This is a genomic window from Micropruina sp. (assembly GCF_047602085.1).
Lineage (GTDB): Bacteria > Actinomycetota > Actinomycetes > Propionibacteriales > Propionibacteriaceae > Micropruina.
In genome coordinates this window covers 705953-731020 of record NZ_JASGID010000002.1, presented here as the reverse complement: position 1 = coordinate 731020, position 25068 = coordinate 705953, and the positions used below count along the sequence as shown (strand labels likewise).

Here is a 25068-nt window from a genome sequence, read left to right as displayed (position 1 = left end):
CGTCCGTGCGTCAGCATCATGGCGCCGTCCCGAGGTTGGCGGCGAGGTAGGAGAGCCCCCGTGCGCGTTCTTGGGCGCGGATGTCATCGATCCGTTGCCACGCCGGCTCTGCCGGGATCGGGCGCTCCGACGCCGCGGCAAGATCGATCAGTCGGTCTTCCAAGCCGAACGTCGCAAGGAGCGTGCGAATGCGCGCCTGCCCGCGCTGCGGGTTGGCGAAGACCAGGAAAGGGCGGTTGAAGAGGATGGAAAAGACCGTGCCGTGGTAGGAATCCGTGAGAACGAGGGCCGATTCCCGGATGTTGGCGAGCCACATCTCGATGGAAGGACGGGTGAACTGCTTGGCGTTCCACCACCTGCCCGGTCGTTCCGGGGATAGCGTCGGCATCGCGGCGTGGGGGCTCAGTCCGGTCTTGGCCGCCACCGCGTCGACGAGTTGCGTGGCCTCTTCGGACGGGGTCAGCACGTAGTGCAGCAGCCGCCCGCGAGCGGGCGCCGAGCCGCGCGCGACCGTAGCGATCAGTGCGTCGTACGCATCGCGGGGCAGCAGCATGGTGGGGTCGATGTGCCGCTGGGCGGGCACACCGAAGATCGTGCTGCAGAGATCGACTCCGGAGTCCTCGCGAGCCGAGACCGCGCTGAAGGTCGGGAGCATGCGTCGTGCGATCTCCAGGTCAGCCTGCGAATACTCGTCGGTGGTGTCCACTCCGAACGAGGCGGCGTAGCTGAGCCGGGGCGCCGGGTAGCCATCAGCGAAGCTGAGGAAGCCGGACGGGATGTGCGCCCATTGGGCGCGCCAGATCTGATCGCTGCCGGTCACGAAGGCCAGCACGTCGTCGAACCGTGGCGGGGCGCCGGAGTAGGCCCGTTCGATCCGGCGGTCGGTCGTGATGTGCTCGCGGACGAATCGGTCCAGTCGTACGTTGGCGACGCCGGTCGGCGTGACGCGCCGCACCGTCGCGTAGTACGGACGCCGCAGGGTGCGCTTGAGCCAGTCTGCTGGCACAGAGGTGTCGGTAACCGGCCGGAGGCCGAGGTCTGTGATGACACGTTGCAGTGCGTACGCCTGGAGGATGCCGCCGTAGTTGCCGTTGACCAACGGCAGGGTGCGAATGTACACCGTGTCACGGGGCCGTGGGGTGCGGACGATCATGCGCGGTACCTTCGTTTGATCAGTGTTAGGACCAGGCGCTTCGGTGACAGCAGCACCGCGAGGCACCACAATCCGAGAAGCGCGCGATGCCGGATGCTCTCCGGACCGGGGTGGAAAGGCGAGAGCACGATGTCAAGCAGCAGGGTGCGACGTGCGTCCGGAAGTGGGGCGGGAAGGTGGGGCGTCAGCCGGCGTGCCGCGACGCGAAAGCCGAGCAACTCGCGGCTGCGCCGGCAGCGGCGGGTGGACTGCGCACCCGGGGGGTCACACAGCGCTTCCGCGTAGAGTGCCCGGGCAAACCCGCGCTCGACCTCTCGGTGGAACCGGCTCGGGTCGACGAGCAGAGCGCTGTCGTTGCGATCGTGGCGTCGGTACAGGGCCAACGGACGCGGGATTGTCACGACATCCCCCAGGACGGGAGCAGCCGAAAGCAGCGCCGAGTCAATGAACCGGGCGTCGGGCAGTTCGCCCAAAGGCATGATCCGCTCGAGGAACCAACGTGCGTAGGCGTTGCCCGAGCCAGGAGGCGTGGGGTAGGCGGAGGTGCGGTCGTACCAGAAGCGGATGCGCGCCGGCTCGATCGCGGCGGAAAACCGGGGGGTTTCGGTGCCGGTGTCTGCACCGGTGTTGTCGACCCGGCGAACCTGGTACTGCACCTTGGAGACCCCGGGTGCGAGCGCCTCGGCGGCCAACCGCGCGCAATCCGGCAGGAGCATGTCGTCGGAGTCGAGGAAGATCACGGCCTCGCCGGTGGAGCGGGCGAAGCCCTTGTTGCAGGCTACCCGCTGACCGACGTTCTCCGTCAGGAAGAGCTGGTCGATCCGGTCCCCAAACTCTGCGATAACCCGGCGGGAGTCGTCGCTGGATGCGTCGTCGACCACGATCACCTCCACGTCCGGCCAGTCCTGAACGAGTGCACTTTCGATCGCCGCGCCCACGAAATCTGCGTAGTTGTGGTTGGGGATGATGATGCTCACGCGCATGATTACATTCGCTTCGACGGTGATCACAGCTCGGTGATGCGTTCGGGGGTGATTCTGCCGATGAGTGCGTCGCCGAGTGCCAGCAGATTGCCGCGAACCCGGGCGCGTCGCCACTCCTTCTCGCTGCCGAAAACTGCCCGAACAACGTTCTTCATGGTTCGCGGGACCGTCTCCAGCATCATCAGCCACAGGGGAAAGCTCCCTTTGCGATGAAGGTAGATCGGGTTCATAACCTGGGAGTATCCCAACCGCACATGGTTTGTTCTTCCGCCGGAACCGGCTCCGCGGTGCACGATCACGCAGTCATCAACCTTCGCCAACTCACCTCGGCGCATCAGGCGGCGCGCGAAGTCGTGGTCCTCGAGCCAGGAGTACAGCGGCAGCCGTTCATCGAATCGCATGTCTGGGACCGCCGCGAGGCGAAAGGCGAAGTTGCAACCGTATAGCGTGCGCGAGGGCCGACTGCGGCCGGTGAGAGGCTCGTCCTCAGAGGCAGCCAGCGCCAACTTCGCCACCTCCTGAGGGATCTCACCGCCAGTCGCGCCATCGAGGACAACCCGCCCGGTCAGCGCCAGAACGCCGGGATTCTGCTCGAAGTGGTGAATCGCCTGCGCGATGTAGTCGTGACGCACGACTGAGTCGTCGTCGAAGACAAAGACCACGTCGGCCGCCCCGTTCAGTGCGTCAATGCCGGCATTGCGCTGGGCAGAGGCTCCGCGCACGCCGATCAGGATCTCCCAGCCATCCATTCGTGCTTCCGGCAGGCTCTTCTCGTCGGGCACCGATGCCACCTTGGCGGTGATTGGGTAGGTCTGAACGGCAAGGTTCTCGGCGAGCTCCGCGAGTAGCTCTGGTCGTCCGGCCGACGCGATGACGACCGCAGCGCGCAAGGACATCAATGGGCACCTCCCATGGTGGCCGCGCAGAAGTCGGCGACCACGGCGGCTGAGGCTTCCCAGTTGAACCGGTCCGTCGAAATAGACGGTCTCGTCAGGTCGTCGAGGATCGCCAACGAGAGGCCCTGGGCAATTGACTTCGGCGATCCGGCGTCTACGTAGACCGCATCCTCCCCGCAGATCCAGCGGAATACCGGTATGTCCGAGACCACCAGAACCTGTGCGCCGGCGGCGGCAGCTTCGACCAGGGGCAGGCCGAAGCCTTCGGCGAGGCTTGGGAAGACGACCGCGCGGGCTCCCGCGTAGAGCGCGCGCAGTTCGTCATCGCTTACGTACCCAGTGGCGACGGTCTCATCAGGCCACTCGACATCGTGATCGCGGAACACGCTAGAACCACCACCGACCACCACCAGCGGGTGCGCCCGGCGGAGGCCCTGCGGGATCTGTGAATAGGCCCGGGCCAACGCGCGGAGATTCTTCCGCGGGTCGTGGCTCCCGACCGTGAGCAGGTAGCTTCCCGGCTCCAGCCCACGCTTCTTGAGCACCGCGGCGTCCGCCGAGGAGTCACTGACAGCGAAGACCTGGCTCGGAGCGTTCGGCGCGACCGCCACCGGGCCGCGGTACATTCCGGCTACCTGTTCTGCAACCGGCTCGCTCACCGCGATGACGCCGGCCGCCGCGCGCAGTTGCGCGCGCAGTAGCGGTGTATGAGTTGCGATATACCCTCGCGAGAACCACTCGGGGTTGGTCAGTACAAACAGGTCGTGCACGACGAGGACCTGACTGCGGACAACGGGAGCGCGGGCTGTGAGCGAGAGCAGGGGCGCCTTGTCCGCCAGGAGCGGCAGCCGCGCTAGCGTCCACGCCCACTCGGCAGCCCGGGAGCCCTGCCACCGTCCGTCGGGCCGCAACTCGGTGAAGTCCTCGCGGGCGGCAAGCCGGTCGGCGATCTCGCTGGCATACCGCTGCTGACCGGTGATGCGCTGCGAGCGGAAGGCCCCGTTCACGATCGTCGCGGCCATCAGCCCACCCACCCCATGATCGCATCCCGGAACATGGCGGAGGAGAATCGCCGGGCGCGCTCGCTCGGGGCCTCCGGGCCGATCGACGTCGCGGCCTCCACGGCGGCCACGAGGTCGGAGTCGGACGCGAAGTCCGTAAGGACGCCGGACTGCCCGTCGACCACGCTCTCAGTGACACCGCCGACAGCACGTGCGATGACCGGGGTTCCCATGGCCATTGCCTCCACTGGCATGATGCCGAAGTCCTCAATGGCCGGGAATACGTACGCTGCCGCGCGACCGTAGAGCGCGCGCAGCAGGGCATCGCTCGGCGCTGGCACGAACCGCACTGGCACATCCGCGTCTTCCGCGGCGGCGCGCAGCCGCGCCTCCTCGGGCCCCGAGCCCGCGAGCACGACGGGGAGGCCGGAGACCGAACCGGTGCGAATCACCAGATCGAGTTGCTTGTAGGGGATGAACCGCGAAGCGCCCAGCAGGAAAGACGTGGGAAGCTCATCGAGCAGCGCCGTCTCCTGCGGGGAAAGCTCGTCGCGCCAGTCGACGGCCTGGATCTCCTCCACGGCGACAGGGGGATAGATGACGCGGGCGTCGACGCCCCAGGCCTGCCGAATGCGATCCCGCACGAACTCGCTGTTCGCCGCATACTCCGCGCCGTCGTGAGCTCTGCGGCGGTCGATCGGCTTCAAGGCGGCGGCTGCCAGGCGGACAGGCAAGCTATCGCCACGGCGATCGAGTTCGGGATTCCAGATGTACCTGGCCGGCGAGTGTATGTAAGCGAAGCGTTTCAACTCCGGATCGCCGAAGTTGGCGTGGTGCGCGAAGAGATGCGAACTGATTAGCGCCCAGCTGTAGTTGTGCGGCCGGCGGGCGCGCCAGGTCGCCGGCATGAAGGGCAGTGCCAGCGACTTGCTCCGACGCAGAGGGGTGCGGGCCATCCAGCTCTCTCGGATTCGGGCGGGGTCGAACCTCCCAACGGAGTCGTTCCACAGGCAGACCAACTCGGCATCCGGATAGATGCGACTCATCGCCTCGAACACGTTCTCGCTGCCGCCGGCCCCAGCGATCCACTCGTGAACGAGCACGCCTGGCATCAGATGGCTTTCTGGAGCAGGCTGCGAAGCGCATGCTCGATTGGAGAGCGATAGTGCACGTCATACCTCCGATCTCTTGCCTGCGCGTTTCCACGCCAGTCAGGAGTGTGTTGAACGATGTCGTTCCGGGCGAGGACCCGCCCCAGAAATGGACGTGGTGGCTAGATTGGGGCGGAATTGGACCTATGAAGACCCGGATCCAGGTGCCGCAGATCGCCTGTCAGGGGGGTGCTTCAGTCGGGGATGATCGATCAGCAGGCTCTTGGAGCAATCAATGCTACCGGCGGATCGTTACGGACAGGTAACATTCCCGCAGCGCGCCGCTACTCCTATTTCGGGGAGCCACGCGTTCTCCGCGCCATCGTGGCGCAGGCGGGCTACTCGACCCCCAGAAGGGTGGCCAAGATGGCGGCCTTGGACGATTTCCGAGTGCCTCCGCGGGTACCGGCCGACCTACGTGACCCTGAGACGGTAAGCACAACGCCCAGCGGCGCCGCGCCCGCCGAGGTTAGCGATTCGGTCGCCCTGGTGACGGCCTTGGCGTCGTCACGGCCGGCGTCTACCGTGACCAGAGTGGCGTTCACTGCGGTTGCCACGACCATGGCGTCCGACGACGTCGCCAGGGGTGGTGCGTAGACGACGATCTGGTCGTAGTTGGTCGTCAGATCCCGTATCAGTTCAGCGAATTGCGGTGAAGCCAAGGCGTCGGCCTGGGGCTCTCCCAAAGCGCCACACGCAAGCATGTCGAGCAATGGGTGGATCGTCGGCACGATAGCGGCGCTCAGAACACTGCGGGCATCGAGTGCGTCCGCTGTCGCGCCCACACTCGAGCGGGTGTCATGGTTGCGCTCGCTCACGTCGATTAGCAGCGTGTGCTGCTGGGCGTGGGCGTACGCCATAGCAAGTCCAGCGGCGGTCCGCGTCCCTCCGGCAGGAGATGCGACGGGCGCAACAAGAATGCTGCGTGCTTGAGTTTGCCGCTGTCGTACAGCCACCCGCAGTGCCCGGTACTGGCCATCGAGCAGTTCATGCCTCAGCGGATCGGATTCGTGACGATGTCGACGTGAGGTGTGTGCGATAACTCCGAGGACGGTGAAGCCTCCCCCACGCAGGTCTTCGGCTCGGCGGATCCGGGTGTCGAGGGCGAATCGCACCACGGCCAGGGCAACGCCGCCCAGCAGCCCAGCAGCGACCGCCAGGACGAGGACTCTGCGAGTGTTGGGGGTGGTTGGCGACGAGGGTACCGCCGCGCTCTTGATCACCGCGAGACGCGCAATGGGCTTCGCCCCCCCGTTGAGAACCCTCGGAACCACAGAGATCGCCTCTGCCGCGGTCTCGTTCGCAAGTTTGGCCGCGGCCTCCGGTGAGGCGGCCACCGCGGTGATCTCGATCACCGTCGTTCCAGTGCGGACGCCTGCTGTCACCTGCCTGAGCACCTGATCGACGTCGATCCCCAGAGCACCGGCCACCCCGCCGAGCACAGTGGGCGAAGAGATGACTTCGATGGCTGAGGTGACTGCCAACTCCGCATACAGGGCACCTTGTTGGGCTTCGGCAATCGAGTCCGGCCTGCGCGACGTCAGCAGAAGGGATGCGGTGGACTCGTACGATGTCGGCGCGACTGCGAGGTAGCCGGCCCCGGCAGTGCCGCCGGCGAGGGCCAGCAGGAGTATCCACAACCAGGAGCGGCCAAGCGCTCGGCCAAGATCCCGCAGGTCCATTCAAATGTCCTCTCGGATGGTCCCGTGTGGCAAGGCGATGTGACGAATCCCCCACTGTGCGCGGTGCGACCACATATGAAGCCACTGATCAAACATGCTCCAGCTCATGCCGCCTCCGCTCGGCCGCACTGGTTCGGCACCGTGCTAAACAGTGGATCCTCTGAGGAGGACGATAGTAGGAGGTAGCGTAGCGGCTATGCCCGTCCTCGCGATCATCGTCACAGGCGTGATGGTGTGGAGCGCACTTCGGGGGAGCTACCCGATCGCCCTTGCAGTTGCGAGTGCGTTCGGAGCCGGCGCGATCGTGGTCGGGGGAACGGCGCTGCCGGTCTTCCAATGGGCGGCCCTGGGTGCGTTGCTGCTGGTGGTGTTGTCTGCCATGCGGCGGCCGGCCTGTGGGGAGTTGGAGAGGACGCGGATACCGGGGTTCGACCTGCTGGCGCTCTTCGCGGTGTGGTCTGCCGTCGTCACGATCGTCTCACCGTTCTTGTTCGCAGGTGTTGTTGCGGCGACAGAGGAAGCCCCGACGCTCGCGGCGGGCCAGTTCACCCAGTCGAACATAGCGCAGATCATCTATCTCATGTTCGGCCTCGCGGTGGTGGCGCTCCTTGCCCGATCACCAATCACCTCCCCCCGAATCATCGGGCTGTCACTGGCGATCGCACTGGGGCTGTCCTTGTGGCGGTACATGGGGGTCTGGTTCGGAGTTCCGTTCCCTTTCGGAATATTCGACAACTCCCCTGCGATGGCTTACATCGAGACGGAACCTGGAGGTGCCGCGCGCTTTCGCGGGATTTTCTCTGAGCCTGCCGCGTTGGCAACCTGTGCACTGATGGCGTCCGCCTACGGGCTGGCCACGGCAGCGCAAGAGAAGACGCGGCCCTTGCGGGCCGCCGGCGGGCTGTGCCTGGCCGGCGTAGCGATCTTTCTCGGTGCCGTCTCGACGTCCACAACTTTCATCGTGGGCATCGTGGCACTCGCCGCACTATGGGTGGTCACCGGTCTGCTGCGGTTGTTGGCGGGCATGGCTCGGGTGACCGCGACAGGCGTCGTCGCGATCTGCGTTACGACCACTCTGGCCGTGTCGGTGCTCCCGACTGTTGTAGACCTGCTGCGAGCGACAGTGAACCGCAAAACGGGGACGGACTCCTTCGACAATCGCACCGGCGCAGACGCCGACGCATTCCGGGCCTTCTTCGAAACCTGGGGCTTCGGTCTCGGACTCGGCTCGAGCCGCGCCTCGTCCTTCATTCCGACGATGCTGGCTGCCGTGGGGGTGATCGGGGTCGCAATACTGCTGGCAGCGATCACCACGATGGCTGCGACGGCATGGCTGGCGCCTTCGTATCGTCCTGTCGTGTGGGTGCTGGCCTCTTTCATGATCGTCCGGCTGATCTCCGGCCCCGAACTCTCCGGGTCCACCGGCGCCTTGTGGATGCTGCTCGGGGTCTTAGCACACGGTGGGCTGGTTGCCACTGAAACCGACACTGGACGGCCGCTGCCGTTGCCCGTCACGCGAGACCCGTTCGCTCGCGCGCGCATGCTTTAAGTTCAACTCTGGCCTGCGAAGACTGGAAGACGTCGCGGCGATGCCATCGCGGACGGGCTACTCGGCGATCGAGGTGCGATCCTGGATGTTGATCGTGACTTGCCCTCACCTGGCACAGACACTTGACGGCTCTGACGGGCGACCCACGTGCACGCGAGCCCGAATCATTACGCTGTCGGCATGCAAGGGTTGCACCGGGTGCTGATCGCTCCCGAACGTCTGGCCGGTTGGCTGGCCGGCTTCGCCGAACGGCACGGCCCGCCCGTCGCCAGCGCGGACGCCGCACAGCTCACCCTGGTCTCACCCGACGCGGCCGAGGCCGTGATCGACCTGATCTGGGGTCCACTGCCGGGCCTCGACCCGATCGCCGAACTGCTGGCGCAGGTGTCGCGCCCCCGCCGGTTGGGGGCGCTGCTGCTGCGCCGCAGCGCCCACGCGGTCGGGGTCTTCGACGCGACTGAGCTACTGGCCCACAGCCTGGGCCGGCACTATGTGCAGGGCCGCACCAAGGCCGGCGGCTGGTCGCAGCAGCGCTACGCTCGCCGGCGGGCCAACCAGGCCGAACGTGCCTACGACAAGGCGTCCGAGGCCGCAGTCTCGTTGCTGGTGCCCCGGGTGGGCGAACTCGACGGGCTGCTGCTCGGCGGCGACGCCCGCGCCCTGCGCCAGGTGCTGGACACCCCGGAACTCGCCCCGCTGGCCGCACTGGCCCAACGGAACGCCCGCCGTCCGTTACCGGTGGCCGACCCCAACCTGCGCGTGCTGCGCGACGCGTTGGCACAGTTCCTGGCCGTGCCGATCGGCCTGAACCAGGCCGCCCGAGCGACCTCAGCGCTTGCGCAGCGCGACGACCAGGCCGGCCAGTAGCGCCAGCGCCACGGCACCGCCGATGGCGATCCAGGTGCCGTTCTGGCTGGGCGTGGGGTCGGAGCCGTCGTCGGTGGGCTCGTCGTCGGACGGATCCACGTCGGTGTCGGACGGCGTGCCGCTCGGGCTGGCGGAGGCCGACGGGCTGACAGAGGCCGTAGAGGCGCTCGTGGTGGCCTGCGGCCGCGGCACCGCGGACGAGTCCGCCGTGGGCAACACCAAACCGAACAACAGCACCAGCACCGCAGCGGCCGCGGCCACTGCTCGGCTGATCAAACCTCGCCCCGACATGCCACTCCTTTCCGGCGACGCGCCGCACAGCATAGTGCCCGGCATCGCTTATTGAATGAACGCTCCGGCCAGAGCGATCAACACCAGAGCCACCAACACCCCGCTGACGATCAAGCGGCGCGATCGAGGGTTCACCAGGCCAATCTATGTCCACCCCCGAATCGGCGGGGTACGTTGGGCACATGGGCGAGTTGCGGCTCTACGCCATCGGCATCGACGAAGTGCGCGATGTCTTCTGCGCCTCCCCCGAGCTGGCCGCCGAGTTCCGTCGCATCGTCACCGCCGCCCATCCGCCGCAGACCACCCCCAAGGCGCCTGGCATGCTGGGCAAGCTCGGCCCGCTGTTCCGCCGTCCTGCCGAAGCACCGATCGTCCGGCCCGACACCCCTGTCGAGGCCGATGTCGCCGACCTGCTGGCCGGGCGCTACATCCGTCCGGAACGTCAGCCCGCCGCCTGGAAGCTGCTGGAGTCCTACCTGTCTGGCATGGCCTGGAGCCGGCACGGCATCGAGCTGGACGTGAACCGGTTCAACGATCTCGATTTCGACCTGGCCCGGGCGGGTCTGCACCCGCAGTTCGGGCTGGGCGCCCTGGTGAACAACGAGCTCGGACTGCCCTTGCAGACCTACCGAGGGCTGTCCACCGGGTACACCAAGCACGAGCAGGCGCTGCAGGCCGCCTCTGCCTGGCGCAACGCGCTGCCCCAGCTGTCGGCCGAGAACCGGGCGATCGCCGAGCCGTACGCGGCCTGGCTCGCCCAGTTTCACCACTACGGTCACGCGGCCCCGCAGCGGGGCCGTCCGGTGCCCGACCTGGTGGTGATCTACCGGGCATAGGCACCCACCGCTGGTTGAGCCTGTCGCAACCCCTGGTGAGAGCACTCCGTTTGAGGTTTCGACGTGTGCGGTCTCGACCGGCTCGACCGGCGAAAAAGCAGCGCCGCCCTAGACCAGCGCCATGATCGCGCCCTGCGCGAAGTAGATCACGAACAGGGCGGCCACCAGATAGATCAGCCAGTGCACGGCGCGGCCCTTGCCGACCACGAGTTTGATCAGTGCGTAGCTGATGAAGCCCGCACCGATGCCGGCGGTGATCGAGTACGTGAACGGCATCAGGGCCAGGGTGAAGAACGCCGGAATGCCCTGCTCCGGATCCTCCCAGTCGACGTGCACCACCTGCGACATCATCAGAAAACCCACGAATACCAGCGCCGGTGCCGCAGCCTCGGACGGCACCAAGTCGACCAGCGGCGCCAAGAAAGTGCTGAGCAGAAAGCCCGCACCCGTGACCAGCGACGCGATGCCCGTGCGGGCCCCCTCACCGACGCCGGCAGCCGATTCGATGTAGGCGGTGTTCGACGACACCGACCCGACACCGCCGGCGACGGCCGCGATGGAGTCGACCAGCAGAATCTCCTGGGTGCGCGGCGGGTTGCCGTCGTCTTGCAGCAGGTCACCCTCGGCACCGACCGCGACGATCGTGCCCATGGTGTCGAAAAAATCGCTGAGCAGCAGCGAGAACACCAGCAGCAGCAGGCCGAGCACGACCGCGGGCCCGCCGGCGAAGGCGCCGAACAGGTCTACCCGGCCGAGCAGCGTAAAGTCGGGGGTGTTGAACGAGCCGAGGGTGGGCACGTTGAGCATCCAGCCGGTGGGGTTGTCGTCGGTCTTGCCGCCCAGCTTCAGCACCGACTCCATGATCAGGGCCAGCACGGTTCCGCTCAGGACCGCGATCAGCATCGCCCCCTTCACCCGGCGCACGAAGAGCGTGACGAGCAGCATCAACACCACGACGAACAGCACGATCGGCCAGCCCTGCAACGAGCCGAGGATGCCCAACTGCACGATCGGGACGCCGGGGCGCACCACGCCGGCGTCGACCAGGCCGATGAACGCGATGAACAGGCCGATGCCCACCGAGATCGCCGAGCGCAGCGTGCGCGGAACGGCGTTGAAGACCGCCCGCCGAAACCCGGTGAGCACCAGAACGGTGATCAAGACACCCTCCCAGACCACCAGGCCCATAGCCTGCGGCCAGGTCACCTGCGGCGCGATCGTGTAGGCGACCACGGCGTTGAGGCCCAGGCCGCTGGCCAGCGCGAGCGGGAACCGGGCGTAGGCGCCCATCAGGATCGTGGTCAGACCAGCGATCAGCGCGGTGGCGGCAGCCACGGCGGCGATCGCGGCACTCTTGTCGGCGTCAGTCGCGGTGGCGAACGGCACGCCGGTGATCAGATTGCCCGCGACGTCGGGGGTGGTGCCGATGATCAGCGGGTTGAGCACGATGATGTACGCCATCGTGAAGAAGGTGACCAGGCCCCCGCGAACCTCACGGCCAAGCGTCGACCCGCGTTTGCTGAGCTCGAAATACGAGTCCAGTCCGGACTGTGCCGGGGCGGCCCGGCGCACCGCCTTCGGCGACGAGTTGACCATGGAGCCCAGGCTATTGACGACGCGCGGCGCCTACAGTGATGTCCGTGAGCCAAGACGACCAGGAGCACCACCTGCCAGCCCTGCAGGCACCGGTGAAGGCACTCGACCCGCACGGGGTGCAGATCGTCGGGCTGGGCACGGCCATGTTCGTGGCCGGCACGCTGCTGTGCTGGTGGCAGCTTCCGGCGCTGGTGGGCATCGGCAAGGCATGGTGGCTGTCGACCGCGCTGGTCGGCAGCGGCATCGGCACGCTGGCCCTGATCGTGCTGCTGGCGCTACGCCGACGCCGCCTGGGCTGACCTGTGATCAGCGTTCGTCGCGGGGGCGCCACTGCACGCCGACCGGGCCGGTGTAGACCTGGCGCGGACGGTAGATGCGCGCCTTAGGGTCGTCGTTGATCTCTTTCCAGTTGGCGATCCAGCCCGGCATGCGCCCGATCGCGAACATGACGGTGAACATCTCCATCGGAATGCCGATGGCGCGCAGCAGAATACCCGAGTAAAAGTCGACGTTGGGGTACAGCCGGCGAGCGATGAAGTACTCGTCCGACAGCGCCGCCGCTTCGAGTTCGCGGGCGATGTCGAGCAGCGGGTCGGTCTTGGAGAGCTGGCCCAGCACGTCGTCCACGGCCTTCTTGAGAATTTTGCTGCGCGGGTCGAAGTTCTTGTAGACGCGGTGCCCGAAGCCCATCAGCTTCACGCCATCGTCCTTGTTCTTCACCTTGCGCACGAACTCGGCCACCGGCAAGCCCGAGGCGTGGATCTGCTGCAGCATCTGCACCGCAGCCACGTTCGCCCCGCCGTGCAGCGGCCCCCACAACGCGCAGACACCGGCGGCGCAACTAGCGAACAGGTTGGCCTTGGACGACCCCACCATGCGCACCGTCGAAGTGGAGCAGTTCTGCTCGTGGTCGGCGTGCAGCATCAGGAACAAGTTGAGCGCCGCCGCCACCTCGGGGGTCGCCTCGTAAGGCTTGTAGGGCATCGAAAACATCATGTGCAGAAAGTTCTCGGCGTATTTCAGGTCGTAGCGCGGGTAGACCAGCGGCTCACCCACCGACGACTTGTACGACGCAGCCGCGATGGTGCGCACCTTCGACATCAGCACGGCGGCAGCCCGCTCCATGTCTTGATCGTCGCGAATATCGGTGACCCCCGCGTCGTGGGCACTGAGCGTGTTGATCATCGCCGACAGGATCGCCATCGGCGGAGCGCTCTGCGGAAAGGCGTTGAAGTGCTTGCGCATCACCTCGTCGATCATCGCCGACTCAGACAGCAGCGCCGAGAACCGCTCCCGCTCGGCGACGGTCGGCAACTGGCCGAAGATCACCAGCCAGGCCGTCTCGACGAACGACGAACGACCCGCGATCTCTTCGATCGGAATGCCGCGGTAACGCAGAATGCCCGCGTCGCCGTCGATGTAGGTGATCGCGGAGCGGCACGACCCGGTGTTTCCGTAGCCGTCGTCGAGGGTGATGTAGCCGGTGGTGTCACGCAGCTTCGCGACGTCGATCGCCCGCTCCCCCTCGCTACCCACGTAGGTGTCGAGTTCGTAGACGTTGCCGTCGAGTTCGAGTCGCGCTTTTTCGGCCATGTCTTCTCCTCGGGCGAGTGGTTGCCGCGGGGACACGATAACGGGTCGCACCACCCCCGCGTCGAGGGGGTAGAGAGTTCGCGGACGAGCTAGAGCGGACGAACTAGAACAGTCCGGCGTCGAGTGACACCGTGTCCCACACCGGGGTGGCCAGTTGCTCGCCGCGGCTCGGCTCGGTCACGTCGGAATGCGCGCCGCAGCCGTGCTCACGGTTGACCACCCGTCCGTCGCTGGGGGTGTACTCGTTGGCGCAGACGCCGAAGACGCGTCCGATCGGCCCATTCAACGCGACGAAGTATGCGCAGGTCTCACAGCTGGCGGGCGCCTGGGAGGTCATCGCGTTGTCGGGCCCGCCGGGGCCGAGCAGCCAACGCTCCACGGCCTCGTCGCGTCCGTAGGGCGACAACACCCGCTCGCGACCCAGCCCCAGCTCAGCCACCACGGCCCGGGTGGCGGCCCATTCGGCCGGATCGGTGTCGGGGGGCACGTCGGCGGCGGTGAAGCCGGGCTCGACCCGCGGGTCGTTGTCGGGCGTCGGCATCAGCACCCCGGGGGTGAGGTCACCGGCCCCGATGCGCTCGGCCCACGGCACCCAGCGGGGGGCGAGCAACGAGTGCTCGCCGGGCAGCAGGGTGACCTCACTGACCGTCACCACCCTGGCCCGCGCGGCGCGCGCCACGGTGACTTGCCACGCCCAGCCCGGGTAGCCGGGGTGGGTACAGGCGAACCGATGCGTGACCACCCGGACGTCCTCTGCCGCCACCCCCAGGTGATCGCCGACCCCCATCACGCCGGCTCGCGCCACCGCCGCGTCACGGGCCAGCTCGACCGCCTCGGCACAGGCGCGGTCGAGCAGTTCGGCCACCGGCATGGCTCAGAGCTCCAGTTCGTCGGCGACGGCCCGGAGCACCGCGGCGACTTTGCCGGCGACCTTGGGGTCGGGGTGCCGCCCCCGCTTGTAGCCGTTGCCGATGCCGTCGAGCATCTTGATCAGGTCTTCGACGATCAACGCCATCGCGTCGGGCGACTTGCGGGACGCCTTCGACAGCGACGGCGGCGCCTCAAGCAGGTGCACGCTGAGCGCCTGCTCGCCGCGCTTGCCGTCGACCACGCCGAACTCGACCTTCTGGCCGCGCTTGAGGCTGGTCACGCCGTCGGGCAACGCCGAGGCCCGGACGAACACGTCGTCGCCGCCCTCGTCCTTGGAGACAAAGCCGAAGCCCTTCTCCGCGTCGTAGTACCGCACTCTGCCAGTAGGCATGACCAACTCCTGTTCGAAACTGCTTGCGGGCGTGCCGGAGGGCCGGCGTCGTTGACCCGCATCAACAAGGGTATCGAACGCCTGGCGACCCGGCATCTGCTGCGGCCCGACCCGAATCGCCGGTGACTATCATGAGCCCATGGCGAACTGGACGGACGGGCCCGAGTACGCGCCCACCGAGCGTCCAGCAGCTTTCGAGACGCCGCCGATGCCCCCGCTGGAGGTGCCGCCGGTGGTGCCGAACCCGGCCGCCGGGGCGCCGGTGACCCGGCCGGTCTGGCAGCCGCCGCAGGCCGCCACCGTGCCACTGGACGCCCTCGTGCCCCGCTCGGGCCTCGACCCGCGCAGCCCCACGGCGCCTTTCACCACCACCAGTTCGCTGGCCACCGCCGGCACGGCCTGGGGTTCGGCGCATTCGGCCACCGGCACGCTCGCACACCCGGGCTGGACGCCCGACCAGCCGCTCGCCACCACCGCGCCGGTCAACAGTTCGGCGACCCGGCCGGACCAGACCTCGTGGCCGGCACCCACCGAGGCGGCGCCGCCACGCGCGCTCGATTTTCCGCCCCCCACCCAGCCGCCGGTTTTTCCGCAGCGCGGCACCCCGGACTGGTTCGCGCCGCCGGTGCAGGGCCAGCGACGCCCCCCGGATCAGACCGTCACGGTCGCACAGATGTGGCAAGCGGCGACGCCGGGACTGATCATCGTGCTGATCGTTGGCGCCCTGCTCTCGCCACTGTCGGTGGTGATGCTCGGCGTGGCCGCCCTGCTGGCCGGCCGGGTGCGTTACCGGCTCACCCAGGTGCGCCGCGTATTCGCCTGGTCGTTCGTACTGCTGGCCGTGGTGGGCGCGCTGAGCCTGTTCAACAACGACCTCGACCTCGAAGCCGCCTGGTCGGTGCTGTCGGGCTGGGCCCAGTTGCTGTGCTGGGCCGTTCCGCTCATCGTGCTGCTGCAGGTCGGCGCGGGCATTCGCGCCAACGAACCGCCCACCCGGCCGTAGGGAACGAGGGAACCATGGACTCCTCCAACGGCCTGGGCCGGCCCGGCTCCGACGCACCCGACTTCGACGGGCCGGCGAGCAATCCACCTGCGCCGCCAGCCACCCAGCAGTACCCGGCGCAACCGTACGGACAGGGCGCGTACCCGCCCCCGGCGCAAACCGGCTACCCGCCCCCGACCCAGACCGGGTGGGCGCCGCCCGGGCAACCCCCCTACGCTCCCGGCGGGTACCCGCCACCGGCGCAAACCGGTCAACGGCCCCCCGGGCGCCCGGGGGGCGTCCGGGGATTCGTTCTGGCCGGTGCCGTCATCGTGGTGCTCATCGGCGGGTTGCTGGCTTGGCAGTTCCTGGGCCCACAGGCATCACCCCCGGCAGCGGCCAGCGCCAGCGCGTCCGCGCAGCCCTCACCCAGCGGCTCTACCGAGCCCACCGTGGTGCGCGCCAGCCCCACCGCGCAACCCACCACCAGCACCCCGGTCACCGGCGGCGGCATCGGGAAGGCGGTCGACTTCAACACCAACGGCGGTTCGGCCCGGGTGACCCTCACCGGTGCCAACTGGGCCGACAACGGCGTCATTTCCCCCGACGACGGCGAGTCGTACCTGATCGTCGACCTGACCTTCGTGGGCGTGTCGGGAACCGTGACCACCGGGCCCTTCTTCACCGCGATCACCGATTCGCGCGGCGAGAGCCAGATGATGACGATCGGGGCAGCGCTGAGCCACCAGCTCCCGATGCGCACGCTCACGGCGGGCCAGACCAACACCGGGCAGGTCGCTTTTGCCGTGCCCCGCGGAGCCGTCACCTTTCAGGTACTCGACGAACTGCTCGACCCGGTGGTCACGGTCGATCTTCCGGGCTGATGAGCGAACCGTTCCGCACCCGCAGCTTCGTGGCGCTCGATCCCGGCTCACGGCCCGTGCGGCGCCGCAGCGCCGTGCGGGTGATGGTCAGCGACGGCAGCAGCGTGCTGCTGCTGTCCGACACCGACCCCGGAGCACCCGGCACCCGCTGGTGGGTCACCCCCGGCGGCGGCATCGACCCGGGCGAGCAGCCGGCGCAGGCTGCCGTGCGGGAACTGGCCGAAGAGACCGGACGAGCGGTCGACCCGGCCGACCTCGTCGGCCCGGTGCTGCGCCGGGTGGTGATTCACGGCTACAGCGACCAGGTGCTGGTGCAGGCCGAGCTCTTCTACCTCTTGCCGGTGCCGGCGCCGTTCGAGCTCGACACCTCGGGGTTCACCGACGACGAGAAGATCACCATCGCCGCCTGGGCCTGGCACCCGGTCGAGCAGCTCGCCGGCTTGCCCGATCCCGTCTGGCCGGCCGGATTGGCCGATCTGCTGGCGCTGGCCGACCGTCCGGCCAGCTGGCCCGTCGATGCCGGCGTGGTCGAGGAGTCGACCGTGAACGCCGGCGAGCTGGGCCGGCGGGCTGCCCTAGACTGCACGGGTTTCCCCGACCCTGAGGCGTGATGACCACCACTGCGGACGCTGCCGACGAACACCGGCTGCTGCAACGCTTCTTGTGGCTCTCGCTGGCCACGGCGGTGGCGACCGTCACCCTCAAGGTGATCGCCGCCGCGATCACGAACTCGGTCGGCATGTGGTCCGACGCCCTCGAATCCACGGTCAACCTGTTGGCCGCCGGCGTAGCCCTGTGGGCTTTGCGGCTGTCGGCCCGACCGGCAGATCACAATCACGATTTCGGGCACGGCAAGGCCGAATACCTCTCGGCGGCGGTCGAGGGCACGCTGATCATCGTGGCCGCCGTCGCGATCATCTGGGGCGCGGTGCAGCGCTTTCTCAACCCGGTCGCGCTCGAGAGCGTCGGGTTGGGCATCGTGCTGGCCACGGTGGCCTCGGTGCTGAACCTGATCACTGGGCTGCTGCTGATCAGAGCCGGCCGGCGATACCGGTCGATCACCTTGGAGGCCGACGGCAAGCATCTGATGGCCGATGTGTGGACCTCGGTGGGCGTGCTGGTCGGCATCGGTGTGGTCGGTCTCACCCACATCTACTGGCTCGACCCGGTGATCGCCTTCGCGGTCGGGGTGAACATCGTCTTCACCGGCTACGGCCTGGTGCGGCGCTCGGTGGTCGGCCTGCTCGACGCCACCCTGCCGCCCGACGAGGTGGTGCAGATTCAGCGGGCGCTGGCGCCGCTCACCGACGACCCGCGGGTGCACCTCACCGACCTGCGTACCCGCGAGTCGGGGCGGCAGCGCTTCGTCCAGGCGACCCTGACGGTGCCGGGTGAGTGGACGGTCAGCCGCAGCCACGAGCTGGCCGACCAGGTGGAACACGAAGTCGAGCGGGTGCTGCCCGGCACCGTCACCTTCGTGCACGTCGAGCCGGCCGACTGAATCAGCCGACTGCGTGCCGCATCTGGGTGTCGATCAGCCGCCGCCACGAACCCACCAGTTCGGGGTCGACGTAGGCCTTGTACGACCCCAGCGGACGCGCCGCGGTGCCGATATGAAAGGCCCGGACCCCGGCCCTGGCCAGCCACGGCACGTGATCGGGGTGCAGCCCGCCGCCGGCCATGATCACCCCGGCCTGCCACGCGTCGGCGCGGGCCCGGGCCAGCACGTCGTCGAGCCCGTGTTCGAGCCCTCGCGCCGAGCCGGCGGTGAGCACCTGATCGAGGCGCGGCAGCCGGCGCAACGTGGCCCAGCCCCGGTCGGGGAACAGGCACGAGTCGATCGCCCGATGGAACGTCCAGGGCCAGTCGCCGTCGGCGACCAGTTCGGTCACCACCTGTGGATCGACCTCGCCAAGCCCGTTGAGAAAGCCCAGCACCATGCCGTCGGCGCCGGCGTCGACGAAGCTGGCGATCAGCCCCCGCAGCCGGACGGCCTCGCCACCGTCGGTGCCGAACCCGGCCCGTAGCCGCACCATTACCCGTAACTGCACCGAGGTGGCGGCCCGCACCTTGGCGACCAGAGCCGGCTCAGGTGACGTCCCGCCGTCGTCGAGGGTGCCGCACAGCTCGATCCGGTCGGCCCCACCGGCCTCGGCGCGCTCGGCATCAGCCGCATGCAGCGCGATCACTTCGAGCAGCCCGCTCATGCCCCCATCATGGGTGAAGGTCCTAGCCGCACGGCGGCAGACACGCGGGATGGGTCTGTGGCTCCGGCTCAGAATCAGCCGACGCCGCCGACCACGGCGAAGGGGCCGGACGCCGAAGCGTCCGGCCCCTTGCCGTGGTGTGGCGGGTGACTCAGAAGTCCATGCCGCCCATGCCGCCGTCGCCGCCGGCCGGCACGGCCGGAGCCTTCTCGGGCTTGTCGGCGATGACCGCTTCGGTGGTCAGGAACAGGGCCGCGATCGAGGCGGCGTTCTGCAGCGCCGAGCGGGTCACCTTGGCCGGGTCGATGATGCCGGTAGCCAGCAGATCGACGTACTCGCCAGTGGCCGCGTTCAGGCCCTGGCCGGCGGGCAGGTTGCCCACCTTCTCGGCCACGACACCGCCCTCGAGACCGGCGTTCGACGCGATCTGCTTCAGCGGAGCCGCGCACGCGCCCAGCACGATCTGCGCGCCGATGGCCTCGTCACCGACCAGGTCGGCCAGCGAAACCTGCTTGGCGGCCTGCAGCAGCGCCACGCCGCCGCCGGGCACGATGCCCTCTTCGACGGCCGCCTTCGCGTTGCGGACGGCGTCCTCGATGCGGTGCTTGCGCTCCTTCAGCTCGACCTCGGTGGCCGCGCCGACCTTGATCACGGCGACGCCGCCGGCCAGCTTGGCCAGCCGCTCCTGCAGCTTCTCGCGGTCGTAGTCCGAATCGCTGTTCTCGATCTCCTTGCGGATCTGCGAGACCCGTCCGGCGATCTGGTCGGAGTCACCGGCACCCTCGATGATGGTGGTCTCGTCCTTGGTGACCAGCACCGAACGAGCCCGGCCCAGCAGCTCCAGGGTGACGGCGTCCAGCTTGAGGCCGACCTCCTCGGAGATGACCTGGCCACCGGTGAGGATGGCGATGTCGGTCAGCATGGCCTTGCGGCGGTCGCCGAAGCCGGGAGCCTTCACGGCAACCGACTTGAAGGTGCCACGGATCTTGTTGACGATCAGGCCGGCCAGGGCCTCACCGTCGGTGTCCTCGGCGATGACCAGCAGCGGCTTGCCCGACTGCATGACCTTCTCGAGCACCGGCAGCAGGTCTTTCAGCGAGGACACCTTGCTGTTCGCGATCAGCACGTAGGGGTCGTCCAGGACGGCCTCCATGCGCTCGGGGTCGGTGACGAAGTACGGCGAGATGTAGCCCTTGTCGAAGCGCATGCCCTCGGTCAGCTCGAGGTCGAGCCCGAAGGTGTTGGACTCCTCGACCGTGATCACGCCCTCTTTGCCGACCTTGTCCATCGCCTCGGCGATGATCTCGCCGACGGTCGGGTCGGCGGCCGAAATCGACGCGGTGGCGGCGATCTGCTCCTTGGTCTCGACGTCGGTGGCCTGGCTGGCCAGCGACTCGACGATCGCCGCGACGGCCTTCTCGATGCCCTTCTTCAGGCCCATCGGGTTGGCGCCCGCGGTGACGTTGCGCAGGCCCTCACGGACCATGGCCTGAGCCAGCACGGTCGCGGTGGTGGTGCCGTCGCCGGCAACATCGTCGGTCTTCTTGGCGACCTCTTTGACCAGCTCGGCGCCGATCTTCTCGTAGGGGTCCTCGAGCTCGATCTCTTTGGCGATGGAGACGCCGTCGTTGGTGATGGTGGGGGCACCCCACTTCTTCTCCAGCACGACGTTGCGGCCCTTGGGGCCGAGCGTCACCTTCACCGCGTCGGCGAGGATGTTCATGCCCCGCTCGAGGCCGCGGCGGGCCTCAACGTTGAATTCGATCAGTTTTGCCATCGGTACAGGCAATCCTTCGCATCGGTGGGCTGGGCCCACGGTTGGTCTGATTCGACAGTCAGCATCGATGCCCGCGACGGACGGCCAGTTGGCCTCACCGGGCTGACCGGGTGGCACTCTCATGGTGAGAGTGCTAACACCATGTTTAGCACTCGCCCCTGTCGAGTGCAAACGATCCGGCGCGTTTCCAGGGGTGGCGGCGTCCGCCGATCGGGGAGCAGACTTGGCCCATGGCGACCACGGGCGCACCACCGGCACTGAGCCGCGTGCACCGGGTTCGACAGGTCGGCAACCTGGTGAACCTGTCGTCGCTGCTCGGGCAGGGGGTCGCTCGGCTCGGACGAGCGCGGCTCAGGCCAGGCCCGAAGGGGTTGACGCGCCCTTTCTGCCGCTCTACGCACTCGCCGCCGGCTGGTCGTGGCTGCGCACCGGAGACACGGCCTCGGCGAACTTCTTCGAACGCAATGCCGGCCTGCTGCGCGGCGGGTATCACGGGGCGCCGGTCAGCAACGTCGGGTTCCGGCGGCTCGGCCGACGGCTTCAGACCTTGATCGAGAACCCTAGCCGCTTGGCCGAGCGCTCCCGCTGACGGGTGGCGCGCTGGCGACGCAGCCGCTTCACCAGCAGCGGGTCGTGGGCCAACGCCTCGGGTGTGTCGATCAGGTCGTTGAGCAGTTGGTAGTACCGCGGTGCCGACAGGTCGAAACGTTCGCGAATCTCTGCCTCTTTGGTGCCGGCGAACGACCACCACTGCTTCTCGAACTCCAGAATCGCGGCAGCGCGCTCACTCAGCGACGCCTCCGGGCGGGCCACAGGGTCGGACATAGGCGTCATTCTAGGTCGAAATCACAGCGCTGTCATTCGCCCGAACCCGGGCCTCGACGCGGGCACGAACGCGGCCACAGGGGTCGGCTACAGTGAAATGCGGCGGTGCACGCGGGGTGCGGCGCTCAGCTACCAAGGATCTGTGATGCAGCCACTCAGCGGCACCGTGCAGCGGTACGACTGGGGCACCACCGACGCCATTGCCTCGATTCTCGACCGACCCGCCGACGGACGTCCGGTAGCCGAATACTGGCTGGGGGCGCACGCATCCTCGCCGTCCCGGCTCGGCTCGGGCACGCTGGCGGAGCACATCGATTCGACCCCCGGCGTGCTGGGCAAGCGCAGCCGAGCGGCCTTCGGGCCGCACCTGCCGTACCTGATGAAGCTGCTGTCGGCCCGGCACGCGCTGTCGATTCAGGCCCACCCCTCGCGCGAGCAGGCCATCGACGGGTTCGCCCGCGAGTCACGCGCCGGCACCCCGCTGGACGCGCCCGAGCGCATCTACAAGGACGCTTGGCCCAAGCCCGAGATTCTGATCGCGCTGGAGGAATTCGACAGCCTGGCCGGCTTTCGCGACCCCCACCAGACCGCCGCTCTGTTCGCGGCGCTCGGGGTGGCCGAATCACTCGACTCGGTGATCGGCCCGCTCACCGAGCGCAAGGGCCCGGCGGCGCTGGCCGAGGTGTTTCTCGACGTGCTCAGCCTCGACGGCGAACGCCGGCACCTGGTCGACGAGACGGTGGCGGCGGCCATGCAGCACCGCCACGACGACGGCACGGTGGGCGAGTTCGCCCGCACGGCCCTCGAGCTCGACGCGGTCTTTCCCGCCGACCGCGGAATCCTGGCGGCCTTGTTGATGAACCGCATCACCTTGCACCCGGGCGAGGCGCTGTTCGTGCCCCCCGGCATGATGCACGCCCACCTGCGCGGCACCGGGGTCGAGGTGATGGCCAACTCCGACAACGTGATTCGCGGCGGCCTGACCAATAAGCACATCGACGTGCACGAGCTGATCACCGTGGTCGACTTCAACCCATGGCTGCCCGAGGTGCTGCACCCGCGGCGGACCCGTCGGGGAGTGTTGAAGTACCAGACGCCCTGCAGCGAGTTCGAGGCCTGGCGACTGCTGGTCGACCGCAGCTCAGGCCCGGTGCGGGTGCCGGGTCGCGGCTCGGCCCGCATTCTGCTGGCCGTCGAAGGCTCCTGCGTGCTCGGCGACGGCCGCACCACCGTGCAACTGCCCCGAGGCCGGGCGGCGTTCCTCTCGGCCGACGAGCGCGACGTCTTCGTCACGGGTGACGCACAGGTCTACGGCAGTTCGTCCGGCATCCGCTGACCCGGTCCGAACTGGTCGAGAACCCCCACCCGGTACGGCACAATGAAGGTCGGGCCACGCGGCCCGGTGCCTCCGTAGCTCAGTTGGTAGAGCGCCCGCCTTGTAAGCGGATGGTCGCGGGTTCGATTCCTGTCGGAGGCTCGTGACTGCACAGTCTTCGACCGGCCAGAGCCAGTGGGCGCAGATCATCGCCCGCGACCCGGGGCATTCGCAGCGCTACATCGACCGGTTCGCCATGCTGGCCGCCCAGGGCCACGACCTGGTCGGCGAGGCCCGGCTGATCGATGCCATGGTGCCCCGCGGCTCCACGATTCTCGATGCGGGCTGCGGGCCCGGACGGCACTGCGGGTACCTGCACCGGGCCGGGCACACGGTGGTGGGCGTCGACCTCGACCCGGCGCTGATCGACGAGGCGCAACGGGCCGAGCCCGGCCCGCACTACCTGGCGGCCGACCTGACCGGTTTCGAACTGCCCCAGTCGTGGCCGCAGCGGTTCGACGCGATTCTCTGCGCCGGCAACGTGCTGGGCTTCGTGCACCCCGACACCCGCCGTCCGATTCTGGCCGGTTTCGCGGCCCGGCTGGCCGACGGCGGACGAGTCGTGGCCGGCTTCGGCGCCGGCCGGGGCTACCACTTCGCCGACTTCTTTGCCGACGCCGAGGCGGTCGGCCTGGTTCGCGAACAGACCTTCTCGACCTGGGATCTGCGACCGTTCGCTGCAGACTCGGGTTTCGTGGTGGCGGTGCTGGGTCTGGCCTGACCGCCAAACCTCACCCTCGATCGAGGGTGAACCTCCGGCGTATAGGGTCGAAGCATCCCCCCCACCCCAGGAGCCCCGATGACCCCGAGCCCCACCCCCTCGAGCCAGGCCGACTCGCAGCCGGACGTCCCACCGGCACCCTCCACACCAGCACCATCCGTACCTGCCCCGGCGGCACTGCCCGGGCCGGCCTTCGTTGCCACCCGGCCAGCCAAACAGCCCGGCGCGTTCCGGCGGGGGTTCGGGCTCGGCGCCGGAGCCGGGCTGGGTGCCGGCAGTGTGCTGCTCGTGCTCGCCGTCGTCGGTTCGCTGATCTCAGCCCTGGTGTTCGGCGCCACCGCCGCGGCGGTCGGCCAATCCGCCGGCCCCCGGGTCAGCACGCTGCAGACCGTCTGGGGCAGCGACATCGCCGACCGGGCGAACACCGTGCTGGCCATTCCCGTGGAGGGCGTGATCATGGCCGACGGCGGCGACGGGTTCTCGCTCACCCAGTCGAGCTACGGCTACGAGCTGGCGCGCACCATCGACGCCCTGACCGCGAACGACGCCGCCGGGCTGCTGTTGCTGATGAACACCCCGGGCGGCACCATCAACGGCTCCCGCGCCATCGCCGATGCCGTCGAGCGCTACCAGAGCCGCACCGGCAAGAAGGTGGTCGCCTACGTGCAGGGTATGTCGGCCTCGGGCGGCATGTACGCCATGGCCGGAGCCGACAAGATCGTCGCCGACCACGGCACCCTGGTCGGCAGCATCGGCGTCATCTTCGGCCCGTTCGAGCGTTACAAGAACGTCGTGGCCACCTCGGGCGGCCTGGTCACCTCGGGCGTGACCACCACGGGCGGAATCACCCAGGAGTACCTGACCCAGGGCACCGGCAAGGACTTCGGCAACCCCTATCGCGACATGACCGCGCGGGAGCGCAAGGTGTTCAGCCAGGGCATCGCCAACGAGTACCAGGCGTTCGTGGCATGGGTCTCGAAGCACCGCAACATTCCGGCCGCGACGATCACCGACCAGCTCGGCGCGTTCATCTTCGACCCTCAGACGGCGGTGGCGAACGGGCTGATCGACGCCCAGCTCGGGCCGGACGAGGCATTCCGCGACACGGTCACGCTGATGGGCCTGGACCCGTCCACGGCCCGGATCGCCAAGCGCGCCGCGCCCACCGCCCTGGAACAACTGCTGGGGGCCTCCGCGCGGGTGTACGGCTACCAGGCGGTCGCCCCGTACGGCGCCAAGGCGTCCGCCGTGATCTGCGCCGGAGCCCCGCAGCCGCTGCTGTGGCACGGCCCGGTGACGTCGTACTGCGGCTGAGGCCCAGGAAACGCCGATTTCGCTGGTCGAGCCTGCCGAGGCCTCCGATCTACCCCTGCGGCACGGGGTTTCGACACGCTCAACCAGCGATGGTCGCGTTGCTCAGCGCTTTCTTCCAGCAGGA

The 25068-nt window shown here is 68.4% G+C and carries 25 protein-coding genes, 1 tRNA gene and 1 pseudogene; 12 read left to right on the top strand and 15 right to left on the bottom strand.

The features are described from left to right. Positions 1-16: 16 nt before the first annotated feature. The 7 genes and pseudogenes from QM721_RS04200 to QM721_RS04170 all read right to left on the bottom strand — a co-directional run. Entirely contained in the window at positions 17-1153 is a 1137-nt protein-coding gene (locus tag QM721_RS04200) for a polysaccharide pyruvyl transferase family protein (RefSeq protein ID WP_415119289.1), read from the bottom strand. Continuing rightward, positions 1150-2130 (bottom strand): glycosyltransferase family 2 protein, encoded by a 981-nt coding sequence (locus tag QM721_RS04195; protein WP_415119287.1) that lies wholly within the window; start codon positions 2128-2130, stop codon positions 1150-1152. Before QM721_RS04195 ends, QM721_RS04200 begins: the two co-directional genes overlap by 4 nt. Before the next feature lie 29 nt (positions 2131-2159). Beyond that, on the bottom strand, positions 2160-3032 hold the full coding sequence (locus QM721_RS04190; RefSeq protein WP_415119285.1) for a glycosyltransferase family 2 protein: 873 nt from the start codon (positions 3030-3032) through the stop codon (positions 2160-2162). Then, positions 3032-4054 carry a glycosyltransferase family 4 protein gene (locus QM721_RS04185; RefSeq protein WP_415119283.1) on the bottom strand — a complete coding sequence of 341 codons (1023 nt, stop codon included), beginning with the start codon at positions 4052-4054 and terminating at the stop codon, positions 3032-3034. Before QM721_RS04185 ends, QM721_RS04190 begins: the two co-directional genes overlap by 1 nt. Beyond that, positions 4054-5145 (bottom strand): glycosyltransferase, encoded by a 1092-nt coding sequence (locus tag QM721_RS04180; RefSeq protein ID WP_415119281.1) that lies wholly within the window; start codon positions 5143-5145, stop codon positions 4054-4056. Before QM721_RS04180 ends, QM721_RS04185 begins: the two co-directional genes overlap by 1 nt. A gap of 377 nt (positions 5146-5522) precedes the next feature. Continuing rightward, positions 5523-6539, bottom strand: coding sequence for a hypothetical protein (locus tag QM721_RS04175; protein ID WP_415120143.1), 1017 nt, complete (start codon positions 6537-6539; stop codon positions 5523-5525). An 81-nt stretch (positions 6540-6620) separates the two neighbouring features. Further along, a pseudogene (locus QM721_RS04170) lies at positions 6621-6866 on the bottom strand (Wzz/FepE/Etk N-terminal domain-containing protein); the annotation flags it as partial. Positions 6867-7062: 196 nt separating this feature from the next. On the opposite strand from QM721_RS04170, the gene QM721_RS04165 reads away from it, so the two are divergent. Beyond that, entirely contained in the window at positions 7063-8415 is a 1353-nt protein-coding gene (locus QM721_RS04165) for a hypothetical protein (RefSeq protein WP_415119279.1), read from the top strand. A gap of 180 nt (positions 8416-8595) precedes the next feature. Beyond that, the gene (locus tag QM721_RS04160; protein ID WP_415119277.1) at positions 8596-9282 is read left to right on the top strand and encodes an acVLRF1 family peptidyl-tRNA hydrolase; all 687 of its coding nucleotides are present in this window, start codon (positions 8596-8598) and stop codon (positions 9280-9282) included. Here QM721_RS04160 and QM721_RS04155 read toward each other — a convergent pair. Beyond that, entirely contained in the window at positions 9244-9573 is a 330-nt protein-coding gene (locus QM721_RS04155; RefSeq protein ID WP_415119275.1) for a hypothetical protein, read from the bottom strand. The genes QM721_RS04160 and QM721_RS04155 overlap by 39 nt on opposite strands. Positions 9574-9755: 182 nt before the next feature. Here QM721_RS04155 and QM721_RS04150 point away from each other — a divergent pair, with 182 nt between their 5' ends. After that, positions 9756-10409, top strand: a complete 654-nt coding sequence (locus QM721_RS04150; RefSeq protein WP_415119273.1) for a hypothetical protein — start codon at positions 9756-9758, stop codon at positions 10407-10409. Between the two features lie 108 nt (positions 10410-10517). On the opposite strand, the gene QM721_RS04145 is transcribed toward QM721_RS04150, so the two are convergent. Continuing rightward, on the bottom strand, positions 10518-12005 hold the full coding sequence (locus QM721_RS04145) for an NCS2 family permease (protein ID WP_415119271.1): 1488 nt from the start codon (positions 12003-12005) through the stop codon (positions 10518-10520). A gap of 44 nt (positions 12006-12049) precedes the next feature. Between QM721_RS04145 and QM721_RS04140 the strand changes: the two genes are divergently transcribed. Beyond that, a complete protein-coding gene (locus QM721_RS04140) occupies positions 12050-12304 on the top strand; it encodes a hypothetical protein (protein WP_415119269.1) in 255 nt (84 codons plus the stop codon). Positions 12305-12311: 7 nt separating this feature from the next. Here the strand turns inward: QM721_RS04140 and QM721_RS04135 are convergent, their stop codons facing one another. The 3 genes from QM721_RS04135 to QM721_RS04125 all read right to left on the bottom strand — a co-directional run bounded on the left by QM721_RS04135 (position 12312) and on the right by QM721_RS04125 (position 14859). Then, positions 12312-13598 (bottom strand): citrate synthase, encoded by a 1287-nt coding sequence (locus tag QM721_RS04135; RefSeq protein WP_415119267.1) that lies wholly within the window; start codon positions 13596-13598, stop codon positions 12312-12314. 103 nt (positions 13599-13701) lie between these two features. Next, entirely contained in the window at positions 13702-14469 is a 768-nt protein-coding gene (locus QM721_RS04130) for a DUF3027 domain-containing protein (protein ID WP_415119265.1), read from the bottom strand. A 3-nt stretch (positions 14470-14472) separates the two neighbouring features. Beyond that, positions 14473-14859, bottom strand: a complete 387-nt coding sequence (locus tag QM721_RS04125) for a cold-shock protein (protein WP_415119263.1) — start codon at positions 14857-14859, stop codon at positions 14473-14475. Positions 14860-14998: 139 nt separating this feature from the next. On the opposite strand from QM721_RS04125, the gene QM721_RS04120 reads away from it, so the two are divergent. Genes QM721_RS04120 through QM721_RS04105 form a run of 4 tightly spaced genes read left to right on the top strand, consistent with a single transcriptional unit; the run spans position 14999 to position 18226 of the window. After that, positions 14999-15862, top strand: coding sequence for a hypothetical protein (locus QM721_RS04120; RefSeq protein WP_415119261.1), 864 nt, complete (start codon positions 14999-15001; stop codon positions 15860-15862). A 14-nt stretch (positions 15863-15876) separates the two neighbouring features. Beyond that, a complete protein-coding gene (locus QM721_RS04115; RefSeq protein WP_415119259.1) occupies positions 15877-16725 on the top strand; it encodes a DUF4352 domain-containing protein in 849 nt (282 codons plus the stop codon). Beyond that, positions 16725-17336, top strand: coding sequence for an NUDIX hydrolase (locus tag QM721_RS04110; RefSeq protein ID WP_415119257.1), 612 nt, complete (start codon positions 16725-16727; stop codon positions 17334-17336). Before QM721_RS04115 ends, QM721_RS04110 begins: the two co-directional genes overlap by 1 nt. Further along, positions 17336-18226, top strand: a complete 891-nt coding sequence (locus QM721_RS04105; protein ID WP_415119255.1) for a cation diffusion facilitator family transporter — start codon at positions 17336-17338, stop codon at positions 18224-18226. Before QM721_RS04110 ends, QM721_RS04105 begins: the two co-directional genes overlap by 1 nt. 1 nt (position 18227) lies before the next feature. Here the strand turns inward: QM721_RS04105 and QM721_RS04100 are convergent, their stop codons facing one another. From QM721_RS04100 to QM721_RS04090, 3 genes are all read right to left on the bottom strand, one after another. Further along, the gene (locus QM721_RS04100; RefSeq protein WP_415119253.1) at positions 18228-18932 is read right to left on the bottom strand and encodes a copper homeostasis protein CutC; all 705 of its coding nucleotides are present in this window, start codon (positions 18930-18932) and stop codon (positions 18228-18230) included. 151 nt (positions 18933-19083) lie between these two features. Further along, the gene (gene groL, locus QM721_RS04095; RefSeq protein WP_415119251.1) at positions 19084-20709 is read right to left on the bottom strand and encodes a chaperonin GroEL; all 1626 of its coding nucleotides are present in this window, start codon (positions 20707-20709) and stop codon (positions 19084-19086) included. A 540-nt stretch (positions 20710-21249) separates the two neighbouring features. After that, a complete protein-coding gene (locus QM721_RS04090) occupies positions 21250-21543 on the bottom strand; it encodes a DUF3263 domain-containing protein (protein ID WP_415119249.1) in 294 nt (97 codons plus the stop codon). 136 nt (positions 21544-21679) lie between these two features. Here QM721_RS04090 and manA point away from each other — a divergent pair, with 136 nt between their 5' ends. The 4 genes from manA (at position 21680) to QM721_RS04070 (ending at position 24944) form a co-directional block, all read left to right on the top strand. After that, positions 21680-22870 (top strand): mannose-6-phosphate isomerase, class I, encoded by a 1191-nt coding sequence (manA, locus tag QM721_RS04085; RefSeq protein ID WP_415119247.1) that lies wholly within the window; start codon positions 21680-21682, stop codon positions 22868-22870. A 68-nt stretch (positions 22871-22938) separates the two neighbouring features. Beyond that, a tRNA-Thr gene (locus QM721_RS04080) sits at positions 22939-23011 on the top strand. Position 23012: 1 nt separating this feature from the next. After that, positions 23013-23630 carry a class I SAM-dependent methyltransferase gene (locus tag QM721_RS04075; RefSeq protein WP_415119245.1) on the top strand — a complete coding sequence of 206 codons (618 nt, stop codon included), beginning with the start codon at positions 23013-23015 and terminating at the stop codon, positions 23628-23630. A gap of 78 nt (positions 23631-23708) precedes the next feature. Next, entirely contained in the window at positions 23709-24944 is a 1236-nt protein-coding gene (locus tag QM721_RS04070; RefSeq protein ID WP_415119243.1) for a S49 family peptidase, read from the top strand. Positions 24945-25068: the final 124 nt, after the last annotated feature.